The sequence below is a fragment of the Serratia sp. NPDC078593 genome, from assembly GCF_050268245.1.
Taxonomy (GTDB): Bacteria; Pseudomonadota; Gammaproteobacteria; order Enterobacterales; family Enterobacteriaceae; genus JBNNGK01.
Genome location: NZ_JBNNGK010000014.1, coordinates 16,866 through 29,742, shown reverse-complemented (window position 1 = coordinate 29,742; position 12,877 = coordinate 16,866). Strand labels below are relative to the sequence as shown.

14 protein-coding genes are annotated in these 12,877 nt (G+C 50.5%); 7 read left to right on the top strand and 7 right to left on the bottom strand.

Annotated elements, in window-relative coordinates:
• Positions 1-4 precede the first annotated feature (4 nt).
• Entirely contained in the window at positions 5-1,021 is a 1,017-nt protein-coding gene (galE, locus tag ACQKDS_RS15270) for a UDP-glucose 4-epimerase GalE (protein ID WP_399672337.1), read from the top strand.
• A 177-nt stretch (positions 1,022-1,198) separates the two neighbouring features.
• On the opposite strand, the gene ACQKDS_RS15265 is transcribed toward galE, so the two are convergent.
• Together ACQKDS_RS15265 and ACQKDS_RS15260 are read right to left on the bottom strand one after the other, a co-directional pair.
• Positions 1,199-2,290 (bottom strand): glycosyltransferase family 9 protein, encoded by a 1,092-nt coding sequence (locus tag ACQKDS_RS15265; protein WP_399672339.1) that lies wholly within the window; start codon positions 2,288-2,290, stop codon positions 1,199-1,201.
• Positions 2,287-3,249, bottom strand: coding sequence for a polysaccharide deacetylase family protein (locus ACQKDS_RS15260; protein WP_399672341.1), 963 nt, complete (start codon positions 3,247-3,249; stop codon positions 2,287-2,289). Before ACQKDS_RS15260 ends, ACQKDS_RS15265 begins: the two co-directional genes overlap by 4 nt.
• 213 nt (positions 3,250-3,462) lie before the next feature.
• On the opposite strand from ACQKDS_RS15260, the gene rfaQ reads away from it, so the two are divergent.
• Genes rfaQ through ACQKDS_RS15245 form a run of 3 tightly spaced genes read left to right on the top strand, consistent with a single transcriptional unit; the run spans position 3,463 to position 6,772 of the window.
• Positions 3,463-4,545 (top strand): putative lipopolysaccharide heptosyltransferase III, encoded by a 1,083-nt coding sequence (gene rfaQ, locus ACQKDS_RS15255; RefSeq protein WP_399672343.1) that lies wholly within the window; start codon positions 3,463-3,465, stop codon positions 4,543-4,545.
• On the top strand, positions 4,542-5,672 hold the full coding sequence (locus ACQKDS_RS15250) for a glycosyltransferase family 4 protein (protein ID WP_399672345.1): 1,131 nt from the start codon (positions 4,542-4,544) through the stop codon (positions 5,670-5,672). The genes rfaQ and ACQKDS_RS15250 overlap by 4 nt, the downstream gene beginning before the upstream one ends.
• Positions 5,669-6,772: a glycosyltransferase gene (locus tag ACQKDS_RS15245; RefSeq protein WP_399672347.1), complete on the top strand. Its 1,104-nt coding sequence runs from the start codon at positions 5,669-5,671 to the stop codon at positions 6,770-6,772. Before ACQKDS_RS15250 ends, ACQKDS_RS15245 begins: the two co-directional genes overlap by 4 nt.
• A 40-nt stretch (positions 6,773-6,812) precedes the next feature.
• Here ACQKDS_RS15245 and ACQKDS_RS15240 read toward each other — a convergent pair whose 3' ends face one another.
• Positions 6,813-7,829: a glycosyltransferase family 9 protein gene (locus ACQKDS_RS15240; RefSeq protein WP_399672349.1), complete on the bottom strand. Its 1,017-nt coding sequence runs from the start codon at positions 7,827-7,829 to the stop codon at positions 6,813-6,815.
• A gap of 125 nt (positions 7,830-7,954) precedes the next feature.
• Between ACQKDS_RS15240 and waaA the strand changes: the two genes are divergently transcribed.
• From waaA to coaD, 3 genes are read left to right on the top strand one after another with little or no spacing between them, the layout of a single operon-like run.
• Positions 7,955-9,232 (top strand): lipid IV(A) 3-deoxy-D-manno-octulosonic acid transferase, encoded by a 1,278-nt coding sequence (gene waaA, locus ACQKDS_RS15235; RefSeq protein WP_399672351.1) that lies wholly within the window; start codon positions 7,955-7,957, stop codon positions 9,230-9,232.
• Positions 9,232-10,005 (top strand): glycosyltransferase family 2 protein, encoded by a 774-nt coding sequence (locus tag ACQKDS_RS15230; protein WP_399672353.1) that lies wholly within the window; start codon positions 9,232-9,234, stop codon positions 10,003-10,005. Before waaA ends, ACQKDS_RS15230 begins: the two co-directional genes overlap by 1 nt.
• A 3-nt stretch (positions 10,006-10,008) precedes the next feature.
• Positions 10,009-10,494, top strand: coding sequence for a pantetheine-phosphate adenylyltransferase (gene coaD, locus ACQKDS_RS15225; RefSeq protein ID WP_399672355.1), 486 nt, complete (start codon positions 10,009-10,011; stop codon positions 10,492-10,494).
• Here the strand turns inward: coaD and mutM are convergent, their stop codons facing one another.
• The 4 genes from mutM to radC form a co-directional block, all read right to left on the bottom strand.
• Positions 10,495-11,304, bottom strand: coding sequence for a bifunctional DNA-formamidopyrimidine glycosylase/DNA-(apurinic or apyrimidinic site) lyase (mutM, locus tag ACQKDS_RS15220; protein ID WP_399672357.1), 810 nt, complete (start codon positions 11,302-11,304; stop codon positions 10,495-10,497). It lies immediately after the preceding gene.
• A 74-nt stretch (positions 11,305-11,378) separates the two neighbouring features.
• A complete protein-coding gene (gene rpmG, locus ACQKDS_RS15215; protein WP_004392084.1) occupies positions 11,379-11,546 on the bottom strand; it encodes a 50S ribosomal protein L33 in 168 nt (55 codons plus the stop codon).
• 11 nt (positions 11,547-11,557) lie between these two features.
• The gene (rpmB, locus tag ACQKDS_RS15210) at positions 11,558-11,794 is read right to left on the bottom strand and encodes a 50S ribosomal protein L28 (RefSeq protein WP_004931195.1); all 237 of its coding nucleotides are present in this window, start codon (positions 11,792-11,794) and stop codon (positions 11,558-11,560) included.
• A 263-nt stretch (positions 11,795-12,057) separates the two neighbouring features.
• Positions 12,058-12,741, bottom strand: coding sequence for a RadC family protein (gene radC, locus ACQKDS_RS15205; RefSeq protein WP_399672360.1), 684 nt, complete (start codon positions 12,739-12,741; stop codon positions 12,058-12,060).
• Positions 12,742-12,877 lie beyond the last annotated feature (136 nt).

Genomic DNA, 12,877 nt, shown 5'->3' with positions numbered 1-12,877 from the left:
TCCCATGGCTATTTTAGTAACGGGTGGTGCAGGATATATTGGTTCACATACTGTCCTCACCTTGCTGGAACGGAATGAAGAGGTTGTGGTGCTTGATAACCTGGTTAATGCCTCTTCAGTTTCACTGCAACGCGTCGCAGAGATCACCGGCAAGCAGGCCACATTTTATCCTAATGATGTGATGGACAGAGCCGCGCTCAAACACATTTTTGCCAAACACCGTATCTCTTGCGTGATTCATTTTGCGGGTCTGAAAGCCGTGGGCGAATCAACCGTCAAACCGTTAGAGTACTACCAAAACAACGTCTCCGGCACACTGGTTTTACTCGACGAAATGCGTCAGGCAGGTGTTAACCAATTTATTTTCAGCTCTTCTGCAACCGTGTACGGCACACCGGAGCAGGTTCCCCTGCGTGAAACATCACGTGTCGGGGGTACGACTAACCCCTACGGTACCTCCAAGCTGATGGTCGAGCAGATCCTGCAAGATTTTGCTAACGCCGAGCCGGCATTCTCAATCACTATCCTGCGTTATTTTAATCCGGTAGGCGCACACGAATCCGGCCTGATTGGCGAAGATCCTAACGGTATCCCTAACAATCTGATGCCGTATGTCGCCCAAGTTGCCATCGGTAAACTGGAGCGTTTGGCGGTATTTGGTGATGACTACCCAACCCCTGACGGCACCGGTGTACGCGATTATATCCACGTCATGGATTTGGCCGAAGGTCATCTGAAAGCGCTGGACAATATCAGTAGTAGCAAAGGCATTACCGTATACAACTTGGGTACCGGCGTAGGCTACTCCGTGTTGCAAATGATTCATGCCTTTGAACACGCTTCTGGTCGTCAAGTCGCTTATCAAATTGCACCGCGCCGCCCGGGTGATATTGCCGAATGCTGGGCGGATGCCGCATTGGCTGAAGAAAAACTGGGTTGGAAAGCACAGCGTGGCTTAAAGGAAATTATGCGCGACGCATGGAACTGGCAACAAAAAAATCCTCAAGGATATTGCGATTAACTGAATCAAAAAAGCGTATCGAGGTTGATGTCGAAGTCGCCTGATGGCCCGAGATACCCGGGCCTCAAGTAGCGAGGGGCGCTCCGGTAGCTTACGCCACTATGACCCCACCGCCACGCTTTGCCTAATAATGGGTTTTGTCAGCCGTCTGAGAGCGCTTCACGCGCTCTTTTCTTATCAAACACCCAACATTCCCACGACTCGGCTAAACACATCATCGATGGAGATTGCCCTCAATGGTTCTTCCCTATCAACAACGCGAGGATCGCTAAGCGGTAAGTAGATCTGTTGATGTTGATCACGATCCTGATAAGGGCCGCTACGTCGCGGGTCCTCGGTGACAAACAGGCTTAATGTCGGCACGCGTAACGAAATAGCCAAATGGAATGGCCCGGTATCGCCGGTTACCAGTAAGTCCATTGACGCAATGACGCCCAATAATTGCGGCAAGGTGGTTTTGCCCACATAGCTGGTAATATTACGCTGCAAAGTCGGATCTAAATGATGCAATAACGCTTCTGCCAACCCCCTTTCTTCAGCAGAACCAATCAACACGATTTCAATAGCGCTATCCCTGGCGATCAATTGTTTGGCCAGCGCTGCGTAATATTCTGGTGGCCAACAGCGAACAGGTGTCGAAGCCCCTAATTGGAAACCAACACGAATGATGCCTTCTGGTTTTGGCTGTTTTTCATACGAACAGGGTAATGCCATATCGACGTTATCGGTTTGGCAACCTAAAGCAGCAACCAATTTCATTTTTCGTGCAATAACGTGTTCATCGAACTCATCTAAACCGTAGGCCAACCAGTGCTGCATCTTGCCTATAGGCTTGGCATAATTATCGCGCACAATATATTGGCAGCCGGCCATGGCGGCACTGACAATGTCATACGGCAGATGGGAATGCAGTAAAATAGCTAATTGTGGTTTACATTGCCTGGCCTGTTTAACCAACGTAAACATATCGCTGAGCTTATTGGTCCAAAACAAGACATCATCGTAAAAATCACGCCGGGTCAACAAGCTTTTATATTTAGAATGAGCGACTAATGTAATCCTGGCTGAAGGATAACGTTGCCGAATAGCCCGCAACGCTGGCGAGTTGAACATGTAATCGCCCAATGCCGTGGTGGAATAGATGAGGATACTGTCGAACTCGACAGTAGATAAAGCGCGCTGTTTTTCAGGCGTAGCTTTTGCCCGCCGAAAAAACAGGTTAAGAATCAAATGACAGAGCCCAATTTTTACTTTCTTATTTTCTCTCATTTTGCACTAACTTTATCCAAGTAATATTCCGCCAAAGTTTTGCCAACGGCGACATCATGTATCCAACTAAAGAACTGCTCCAAATCGCGGTATAACGCCTCAATATCCTGTTCGTTTTTAAAGGTTGGGCTACCACCGGGCATAAATTCAGAGGAGTGCAGCATAAACTCCACGTAATCATGCCCCTGAGCCAATGAACGTTCGGCTACCCATTGCATTTTATCGAGATTATTACCGGTCGGGCGTAACCAGTGCACCGAAGGTGAACGTTGTTTACCACGCAGCCGGTCATAACCTTGTTTGAGCGTATTCATCAGCCCTGAATGCTTGTACTGAATACTCATTGGCACCTCAAGCAGACTGGACTGACCGGAACGCGCAATATTGTTTGGATCGATAAAATAGGCATGCGACGGAAAATGACGATAATCGGTGCCACCACTGCCTTGCGGATTGCCCGGCGAAAACTGCCAGTTGACGCGTGGCGTGACAGAACAATCGATCTGATAGCCGTACTCCATCAATAAGCCCGCATAATATTCATTAAACGCCCAACGCCCCGCACGGTGGCTGAGCATTTTGGTTTGAAATGCGTCCTCCAACAGCTTGGTCATGTGATCGACCTTGGCTCGAATTTGATCGGCTGGGTATTCAATCAAATACGGCTTATGCCGCCAGTCATCATCGGTCAGCGGCGATAACGGCGGGCTGTTCCAGGCATGTAGATGCATCCCGACCTCGCCTGTACCGCGTGCAATAACATCGCGTGCAAACTCAACGTATTGCGGGTCAACCGCCATTTCATAATTGGTCAGATAAACCGGCTTAAAGGCATATTTTTCACACAACGCTTGAAAGCGCGGCAAAAAACGGGTGTTTTCCGTAGCAATACGATCGTGGTTTTGCCACAGGTTATCGCCTTCGGTATCAATAGTGATGATAAAAGCCGGCTTAGTCATGAATATCGCACCTGATATCTATAGTTATATATTATGTTACGCAGCTCCGCGGTTCACGGCAAATGACTTCACCAGCTGGTTTGGAAATTATTGAACTTAGTTTGACGCCTTTTTGCTGCCATTTCCTGACTTCTTTACGAGAAAGATCTGCAATAGTAGCCACATGGCAGAGCGTCATTTAGAATCATCCATTGGTTTCCCATATAGCGAATCATGATGAACGACGCGCCAGCACAGATCCCAGCCCTATCCATACAGCGTATTTTGATCGTCAAGCTGCGCCACCACGGTGACATGCTGCTAACCACGCCGGTGATCAATACGCTGAAAGCCAACTATCCCGATGCGCAAATTGACGTGTTGCTGTATAAAGAAACACGAGACATGCTGGCCAGTAATCCAGCACTGTCAAACGTATGGGAAATAGACCGCCAATGGAAGAAACAGGGGACACTGGCCCATATCCGGCATGAGCTACGTTTGATTCGCCAACTGCAAGCCCGTCATTATGACGTCGTGGTGAATCTCGCCGACCAGTGGCGTAGCGCACTGCTTACTCGCCTTCTCGGCGCACGCATCCGCTTGGGTTTTGACTTCCCTAAACGCCGTGGTTATTTATGGCGTCACTGCCACACACATCTGGTGCCGGTCAGTCAGCATGTTAATCTGCACACGGTCGAGCAAAATCTGTCACTGCTGCAACCGTTGGGTCTCGAAGCCGTCGATACTCGCGTTACCATGAGTTATGCGCCGCACGACTGGCAAACATGTGAAGGGTTATTGCTACAACAGAATATCAGCGATAGTTATATCGTAGTGCAACCCACTTCGCGCTGGTTATTCAAATGTTGGAGCGAAGAGAAAATGGCCGCCACAATCAGTGCACTGCATGCCGACGGCCACACCATCGTCATCAGTTCGGGCCCAGAGACGAACGAGCGTCAAATGGTCGAACGTATTTTATCTCAATGCCCGCCACAAGGTGTCGTGTCGTTAGCCGGGCAGCTCACATTGCCGCAACTAGCCGCATTGATCGATCATGCCACCCTGTTTATCGGCGTCGACTCGGTGCCCATGCATATGGCCGCCGCGTTGCAAACGCCATGCATCGCGCTTTTCGGCCCATCGAAACTCACATTCTGGCGGCCATGGCACGCGATCGGCCAAGTAATTTGGGCTGGCGATTATGGCGCATTGCCCGATCCGGATGATATTAATACCGGCACCGATAAACGCTACCTTGACCTTATTCCTACAGACGCGGTGATTGAAGCCGCGCGGAGCCAGCTTTCATGAAAGCATTTCGTTTGGCGATCGTTCGTCAAAAATATCGACCGGATGGCGGAGCCGAACGTTTCGTTTCCCGCGCGCTCGAAGCACTGGAGCAGCAAGACCTTGATCTGAACGTTATTACCCGTGAATGGCAGGGTGCAACCAATCCAAACTGGCATATTCATTTATGTAATCCGATGAAATTCGGCCGCATCAGCCGCGAGCGCGGTTTTGCCGAAGCGGCCCGCACGCTTTGGCAAAAAGAAAAGTTCGATCTGGTGCAAAGCCATGAGCGCATTGCGGGCTGTGATATTTACCGTGCCGGTGATGGCGTTCACCGTCGCTGGTTATTACAGCGCGCGCGTCTACTGCCCGTATGGCGTCGCAAGTGGTTATTCTCCAATCATTACCACCGCTATGTGATGTGTGCAGAACGCGCGATGTACGCCGCCCCCGAGTTAAAAGCGGTGATCTGTAACGCAGAAATGATCAAACAAGAAATTATTGATGATTTCGGTGTACCCGCCGATAAAATCAACGTGATTTACAACGCCATCGACAACCAAAAATTCCTGCCGGCCAATGAACAACTCAGACAATCGTTGCGCCAGCAATATCAGATCCCGCTTCAGGCTCATTGTTTGATTTTTGTTGGCTCGGGCTTTGAGCGTAAAGGGCTAGCGGCCGCAATCCGTGCGATCGCGACAACCGACAGTTACCTGCTGGTTGTCGGCAAAGATAAAGCGGAAAAGCGTTATCGGGCGCTGGCACAATCGCTAGGCTGCGGTGAGCGCGTACGATTCATGGGCGTACAGAAACAAACATTACCGTTTTATCAGGCCGCTGATGCGCTGTTGCTACCCACACTGTATGACCCATTCCCGAACGTTATTTTGGAAGCCATGTCCTGCGGTTTACCGGTTATCACCAGTACAACCTGTGGCGGTGCTGAATTTATCATATCAGGACAAAACGGTTATGTGACTGATGCACTGGATGTTATCACGATCGCCGAAGCCATTCGCGCACTCCCACGCCGCGCCGAGGGGTCATCAATGGGGGAAGCAGCACGCCAACGCATTCTGTCTGAAACCCCAACCCATTTATCCCAACAGCTTTTGGGCCTTTATCAAAGACTCTTATCTGTATGAAACAACATATTTTGTTCATTATCGATGGTCTACCTGGCGGGGGCGCAGAAAAAGTCACGTTGGCGTTGGCTGAAGGCATGAGTCAGCGTGGATTCGTTGTCACTCTCCTGTCCTTAAGCAGCCGCCGAGATTACGATATTCCCGCAGGGATTAATTATATTATCGACCAAGATAGCGGAAAAGGTCCGCTGCATAAATTGACCGAGCTTTCTCGCCGAGCCGCCTCTCTTGATCGGCTACTGCCAGCGCTTTTCGCCAAAGCCGGTCGCCCAGCGTTGGTCATTTCTAATCTGCATAAGACCGATCGCATCGTTGTTCGCTCTACCGTGCTGCAAACCTGCCCGGTTTGGCACTGCATTCATGGGATGTTTTCTCGTTCATACTTGGGGAATAAAACCGGCCTGCGACGTTGGATAAAACAGCGAAAAATACAGCAGGTCTACAAAAACCGTCGGTTAATCACCGTATCTGATGCCGTGGGGCAAGACCTGCTGCAGCAGGTTGGTATCAAGCCCGCACAGCTACTCACCATCTATAATCCCTTCAATATTCCAGAAATAGTTGAGCGTGCTCACGCCGTTAACCCGTTTGCCGGAGAAGACTATATTCTGCACGTCGGACGTTTTCATCAGGTCAAGCGTCACGATCGCCTGTTAGAAGCCTTTGCGCTGGCGCAATTGCCCGGCAAACTGATATTGATAGGGCAAGGGGAAGAGGCGGTAACGGCGGCAATCAAAGCAAAAATTAGCGCACTTAATCTTCAAGATCGGGTGATTTTGGCAGGATTTCTTCAAAACCCCCTGCCCGTTATCCGTGGGGCTCGTCTAGTGGCACTTAGCTCTGACAGTGAAGGTTTGCCTACCGTGCTCATTGAAGCGTTAATTTGCCACACGCCGATTGTCAGTACGAATAGCCCCGGAGGTATAGCCGAAATCATGGACGGAGAGTTAGCGGAGTACATGTCGGAAATGAACGCGCCAGCATTGGCAAAAAAATTACGGCTCGCGTGGGATACACCGCCCCAGATTACCCCAGAAATGTATCGTAAATTCGATTACGAGTGTATTTTAGATAAATACATTTCATTAATTGAAAAATAAAATTTATTACCTGCCAGCTACGTCTGCCGGCAGGTAGTTTTTACGGCAGTAATCGTTCTATTTTTTCCCAAACATCCTCAACGCTCACATCAATACAATCGCCAGACTCGGTTTGCAGTATTTCATATTTACCTGACCATGGATGCCAGATATTAATATCCGTATCGCCAAAGAAGACAACTTGATGTTTATTGAGTGCAGCCGCCAAATGCATTTGCCCTCCATCGCTGCATAATACCCAATCACATAAATCAAATGCCGCTAACAGTTCACGAACAGAAGCGGTTGGATAGAGTGCAACGCGTTCACTCTGACACTGCGCCAACAGTTGCTCTGCACGTTTTTGATCGCCAATATCATCCGGTGCCAGCGTCCCCGGCGGCGACCAGAAGACCAGCACCGACTGAGCCGGATTGTGGGTTAAACGGCGGATAATCTCGGCGTAACGCTCCAATGGCCAACGGCGATTGGCAATGCGACTGCTGATATGCACCGCGCAGATTCGTTTCGCCCCCGGCAAACGTGCCTGTATGCGCTGTTGCGCCAGTTGTTGCTCTTGCGCGGTTAAATATACCCGTACCGGTGGAATCGGTATCTGCCGTTTAGTGAGAGCCGAAAGATAGCTAAATGTCCGCTCCACCTGATGCGTGCCACGAAAATCGCCAGGTTTGAATGGCTGCGTCATGCCAGGTGCCCCCAGATCGGCACCGATGATATATTTGGCCCCAGCCATTTTCGCCAGACGCAAACTGTATTTGCACGGTTCGGGGTTAGCTAAAATGGCCACATCAAACCGTATTTTTCGTAATTTTAAAAAAATGATCAACCGTTCAAAATACACACCCAGCGTCGTTTCCTTTTTTGTTTTATGCTTTACTTTTTTGTAGACGAAAACATGTTCGATATGCGGGTTGTTTTTTATAACGTCTGCGCTTATTTTATTGATTAAGAGATAAAGTTTAGCATCGGGATAAGCAATTTTTACCCCCTCAATCAACGGTGTCGTACAAACCAGATCGCCAATGTTATCGCGGCGAATAATTAAAATATTTTTCATATCAAACCTATCGGCGAAATCACTCGCCCGTCGTCTGAAACTGACACACCAGGTTACCAAATTAGCGCCTTTCTCTTCCAGTTATGGTACTATTCCGAATAACCCATATAAATGAAATTGATAGAATGTTGCTGCGTTTATATCAGGTATTACTCTACCTTATCCAACCCCTGATCTGGCTCCGCTTATTGCTGCGCAGCCGCAAAGCTCCAGCCTACCGCAAACGCTGGGCAGAACGCTATGGCTTCTGCGCAGGGAAAGTGGTGCCCGGAGGCATCATGCTGCATTCCGTTTCGGTCGGTGAAACACTCGCAGCCATTCCGTTAGTACGCGCGCTGCGCCACCGCTATCCCTATTTACCGATTACTGTGACCACGATGACACCAACAGGTTCAGAGCGTGTTCAGTCAGCCTTCGGTAAAGATGTTCATCACGTTTATCTGCCCTACGATCTGCCCGGCTCCATGCGCCGCTTCCTTGACCACGTGAAACCAAAACTCGTCATCATCATGGAAACCGAGCTCTGGCCAAATATGATCAACGCACTGCATCAGCGCGACATTCCACTGGTCATTGCCAATGCGCGGCTTTCTGCCCGCTCTGCGGCGGGTTACCAGAAAATTGGCGGTTTCGTCCGTGACATGTTGCGCCGTATTACGTTGATTGCCGCGCAAAATCAGGAAGATGGCGATCGCTTTATCGAATTGGGTTTGAAGCGCTCACAGCTAACCGTGACCGGCAGCCTGAAGTTTGATATTTCCGTCACGCCAGAACTCGCGGCGCGTGCCGTTACGCTGCGGCGTCAATGGGCCCCCCGTCGCCCGGTATGGATAGCCACCAGCACGCACGAGGGCGAAGAGTCCATTCTGCTGGCCGCGCATCGTAAACTATTAGAAAACCACCCCGACCTGCTGCTAATTCTGGTACCACGTCACCCAGAACGCTTCCCAACGGCAAAAGAGTTGACGCAAAAAGCGGGGTTGAGTTACACCACGCGTAGCAGCGGTGAGATACCGTCTAGCAGTACCCAAGTGGTGATCGGCGACACCATGGGCGAACTCATGCTGCTGTATGGTATTGCCGATTTGGCGTTCGTTGGAGGGAGCCTAGTCGAACGGGGCGGGCATAACCCATTAGAAGCCGCCGCCCACGCGATTCCGGTGCTGATGGGCCCACATACGTTTAATTTCAAAGATATTTGCGCCAAGCTTTCACAAGCGGAAGGGCTGATCACCATCACTGACGCCGATTCACTGGTCAAAGAAGTGACGACGCTGCTGACGGATGAAGACTACCGGCGTTACTACGGCCGCCATGCCGTCGAAGTCCTGTATCAAAACCAAGGTGCGCTGCAGCGTCTGCTGCAATTGCTGGAGCCTTATCTGCCACCTCGGAGTCACTAATGGGCAACCGCAAAAGTCTGTCGGTAGTGATGATCGCGAAAAACGAGGCCGACCTACTGCCGGATTGCCTGCAATCGGTCAACTGGGCAGATGAAATCATCGTGCTTGATGCCGGTAGCCAAGACGCAACCCGTTCCATTGCCAACGATCTGGGTGCAAAAGTGTTCATCAATAGCGACTGGCAAGGTTTTGGCAAACAACGCCAAATGGCACAAAGCTACGCCAGCTGTGACTATGTTTTGATGATCGATGCCGATGAACGGGTTACCCCGGAACTGCGCAACGCCATTGAGCAAGTGCTTAATAACGCTGATGACAGTGTGGTTTACAGCCTGGGCCGCCGCAATCTGTTTCTTGGCCGCTTTATGCGCCACAGCGGTTGGTATCCCGATCGGGTAAATCGCCTGTACGCCCGCGAACGCTATCGTTATAACGATGATCTGGTGCATGAGTCAGTGGTCACCGGCAACGCCCGCATTGTGCCATTGCGTGGGGATTTGTTGCATCTGACCTGCCGCGATTTCTTTGCCTTCCAACGTAAACAGCTACACTATGCGCAGGAGTGGGCCAACCAACGCCACGCAGCGGGTAAGCGCTGCGGTTATGCTGCCATTCTCACCCATACGCTAGGGGCCTTTTGTAAAACCTGGCTGCTTCGCGCTGGCTTTCTGGACGGTAAACAAGGGTTGCTGTTAGCGGTGGTCAACGCGCAATATACCTTCAACAAATACGCCGCATTATGGGCGTTCGGCCATCACAACGCTGAGAAGTAAAACATGACCACTAAAGCCATCTATCCCGGCACTTTTGACCCGATGACCAACGGCCATCTGGATTTGGTAACCCGCGCATCATTGATGTTCGATCGCGTGATTCTGGCTATTGCCGCCAGCCCCAGCAAAAAACCGTTGTTCACCCTAGATGAACGCGTGGCACTGGCGACACAGGTGACATCGCATTTGGATAACGTGGAAGTGCTTGGCTTTAGCGAGTTGATGGCGCATTTTGCCGCCCATCAAAATGCCAATATCCTGGTACGCGGCCTACGGGCGGTATCGGATTTTGAATATGAATTGCAGTTGGCCAATATGAATCGTCATTTAATGCCAACGCTGGAAAGCGTGTTTCTGATGCCGTCAGAAGAGTGGTCGTTTATTTCATCTTCATTAGTTAAAGAAGTGGCGCGCCACGGCGGCGACATTTCACCGTTCTTACCGGATATCGTCACTCAGGCGCTGCTGGAAAAGTTAGCGACAAATTGATCAATGCTGGCAGCGGCGGCAGAAAAAGGTGCTGCGCTGCCCATGCTTGGCACTTTCTATCGGCGTACCACACACTCGGCAAGGTTCCCCCACCCGACCATAAACCTGTAATTCCTGGGCAAAATATCCCGGTTTACCGTCCGATTGCAGAAAATCACGCAGCGTCGTGCCGCCCTGCTCAATCGATCGCAGCAACACCGTCTTGATGGTTTGCGCCAGTAATTCAGCCTCCGCCAAGCTCAACGCCCCCGCCGGCCGGCTAGGCAAAATCCCAGCGGTAAACAGTGATTCGCTGGCATAAATATTGCCAACTCCCACCACCAGTTTGTTATCCATCAGCCAGGGCTTGATCAATGTGCGTTTGTTACGTGACTTATCAAACAGGTATTGGCCATTAAACGCGTCACTCAGCGGTTCTGGACCTAAATGGACCAATACATTGCTGGTTGCAAGATCGTCACACCACAGCCAGGCACCGAAACGACGCGGGTCGGTATAGCGCAGTGTCATGCCGTTGCTCATCACCAAATCAACATGGTCGTGCTTACCGGCTTCGGTTTCCTCGGCCAACATACGCAAGCTGCCAGACATACCAAGGTGCACAATAATCCAACCGTGATTCAGTTCAATCAGCAAATATTTGGCACGGCGCTGCACGCTGCGTACCGGCTGATCGCTTAACGTTAGAATTTGCTCCGAAACCGGCCAGCGCAAACGGGCATTACGCACCACCGCATACTGAATACTGTGGCCGACAAGATAAGGCTCGATACCACGACGGCTGGTTTCAACTTCCGGTAATTCAGGCATGGTGTGCTCCTCCTGCAGACATAACGCAAAAACCCGGCCGAAGCCGGGTTTTAATTAATCCACTAAATTAATGATTACTTAATTTTAGCTTCTTTGTAGATCACGTGTTGACGGACAACTGGATCGAATTTCTTCAGTTCCAGTTTTTCCGGCTTAGTACGCTTGTTCTTCGTGGTGGTATAGAAGTGACCAGTACCAGCAGAAGAAACCAGCTTGATCTTCTCGCGAACACCTTTAGCCATGATGCAGTTCCTTAATACTTCTCACCACGGGCACGCAGATCGGCCAAGACCGTCTCAATACCCTTCTTATCAATAACACGCATACCTTTAGCAGATACACGCAGAGTTACAAAGCGCTTCTCAGCCTCAACCCAAAAACGGTGTGAGTGCAGGTTTGGCAGAAAACGGCGTTTGGTCGCGTTCATTGCGTGGGAACGGTTGTTACCGCTCACCGGGCGCTTGCCAGTAACTTGGCAGACTCGGGACATGTCTATTCTCCAAAAATCAAATCAGCTCGAGCTTCGTATAGGGTATGGCCGCCTCGTCAGGCTTTAGAGCCCATCTCAGCAAACTTCATACTGAGGAGACTCTCGTCATCAGCTCAGAAACTACACACCAGGTTAGAAACCTGCTGAGATAGGCTCTTAACGCCAAACCCAAGATTCTCAAAGGTGGCGTAGTATACGCTCTGAAGCGTAAGTGCTCAAGTCCCGAACAGCTAAAGATCCCTCAAGGATCGCGAAAATTTTGCCTAAAGCCATCCGCGCTCGGCGAAAGAGACGCATTCACCCCGGCCAATAACCAAATGATCGAGCACGCGGATCTCCAATAATTGACAGGCTTTGACCACCTGTTCAGTAATCAGACGGTCGGCATGGCTGGGTTCAGCCTGACCCGAAGGGTGATTATGCGCCAGAATGATGGCGGCTGCATTCGTCTTCAATGCTTCGCGCACGATTTCCCTCGGGTGTACGACGACGCTGCTGATGGTACCAGCAAACATCTCCTGATGGCGAATGACCCGATGTTGGTTGTCTAAAAATAGAACTAAAAACACCTCGCGCTCACGGTGTGTCAGCAAACTTTGCAAATAATGCTGCGTCACTTTCGGATTTAGCAACGCACTCTCCTGCGACAGCTGATTAAAAAAACAGCGGCACGCCAATTCGGAAATCGCCTGAAGCTGAGTATAGGTCGCATCACCGACCCCTTTTAGACTGCACAATTGCCCATAATCTGCCGCAATTAAGCGATGCAGTGAGCCAAATTGCTGCAATAACTGCTCCGCCCGCTGTATAACATGCACACCGGGCAACCCCGTACGTAGAAAAATTGCCAGTAGTTCAACATCCGACAGCGCCGCTGCACCATCACGGAGCAGTTTTTCCCTCGGAGCCAGCCCACTTGGCCATGATGTCATATCCTGAATACTCATCGCCCGCCTCCCTGACAGGGCTAAATCATGCCACGCCAGCAATAACGTCACGACAGGTGTTTGATAACATTGCGAAGTATTACGCAAAGAACCATGTAACGCGACGCACCCTCAGGGTAAACACTCACCCGGCCGA

Bases quoted from the DNA above. Each gene is read 5' to 3' on its own strand.
- galE (WP_399672337.1), top strand. From the start codon at position 5: ATGGCTATTTTAGTAACGGGTGGTGCAGGATATATTGGTTCACATACT.
- ACQKDS_RS15265 (WP_399672339.1), bottom strand. From the start codon at position 2,290: ATGAGAGAAAATAAGAAAGTAAAAATTGGGCTCTGTCATTTGATTCTT.
- ACQKDS_RS15260 (WP_399672341.1), bottom strand. From the start codon at position 3,249: ATGACTAAGCCGGCTTTTATCATCACTATTGATACCGAAGGCGATAAC.
- rfaQ (WP_399672343.1), top strand. From the start codon at position 3,463: ATGATGAACGACGCGCCAGCACAGATCCCAGCCCTATCCATACAGCGT.
- ACQKDS_RS15250 (WP_399672345.1), top strand. From the start codon at position 4,542: ATGAAAGCATTTCGTTTGGCGATCGTTCGTCAAAAATATCGACCGGAT.
- ACQKDS_RS15245 (WP_399672347.1), top strand. From the start codon at position 5,669: ATGAAACAACATATTTTGTTCATTATCGATGGTCTACCTGGCGGGGGC.
- ACQKDS_RS15240 (WP_399672349.1), bottom strand. From the start codon at position 7,829: ATGAAAAATATTTTAATTATTCGCCGCGATAACATTGGCGATCTGGTT.
- waaA (WP_399672351.1), top strand. From the start codon at position 7,955: ATGTTGCTGCGTTTATATCAGGTATTACTCTACCTTATCCAACCCCTG.
- ACQKDS_RS15230 (WP_399672353.1), top strand. From the start codon at position 9,232: ATGGGCAACCGCAAAAGTCTGTCGGTAGTGATGATCGCGAAAAACGAG.
- coaD (WP_399672355.1), top strand. From the start codon at position 10,009: ATGACCACTAAAGCCATCTATCCCGGCACTTTTGACCCGATGACCAAC.
- mutM (WP_399672357.1), bottom strand. From the start codon at position 11,304: ATGCCTGAATTACCGGAAGTTGAAACCAGCCGTCGTGGTATCGAGCCT.
- rpmG (WP_004392084.1), bottom strand. From the start codon at position 11,546: ATGGCTAAAGGTGTTCGCGAGAAGATCAAGCTGGTTTCTTCTGCTGGT.
- rpmB (WP_004931195.1), bottom strand. From the start codon at position 11,794: ATGTCCCGAGTCTGCCAAGTTACTGGCAAGCGCCCGGTGAGCGGTAAC.
- radC (WP_399672360.1), bottom strand. From the start codon at position 12,741: ATGAGTATTCAGGATATGACATCATGGCCAAGTGGGCTGGCTCCGAGG.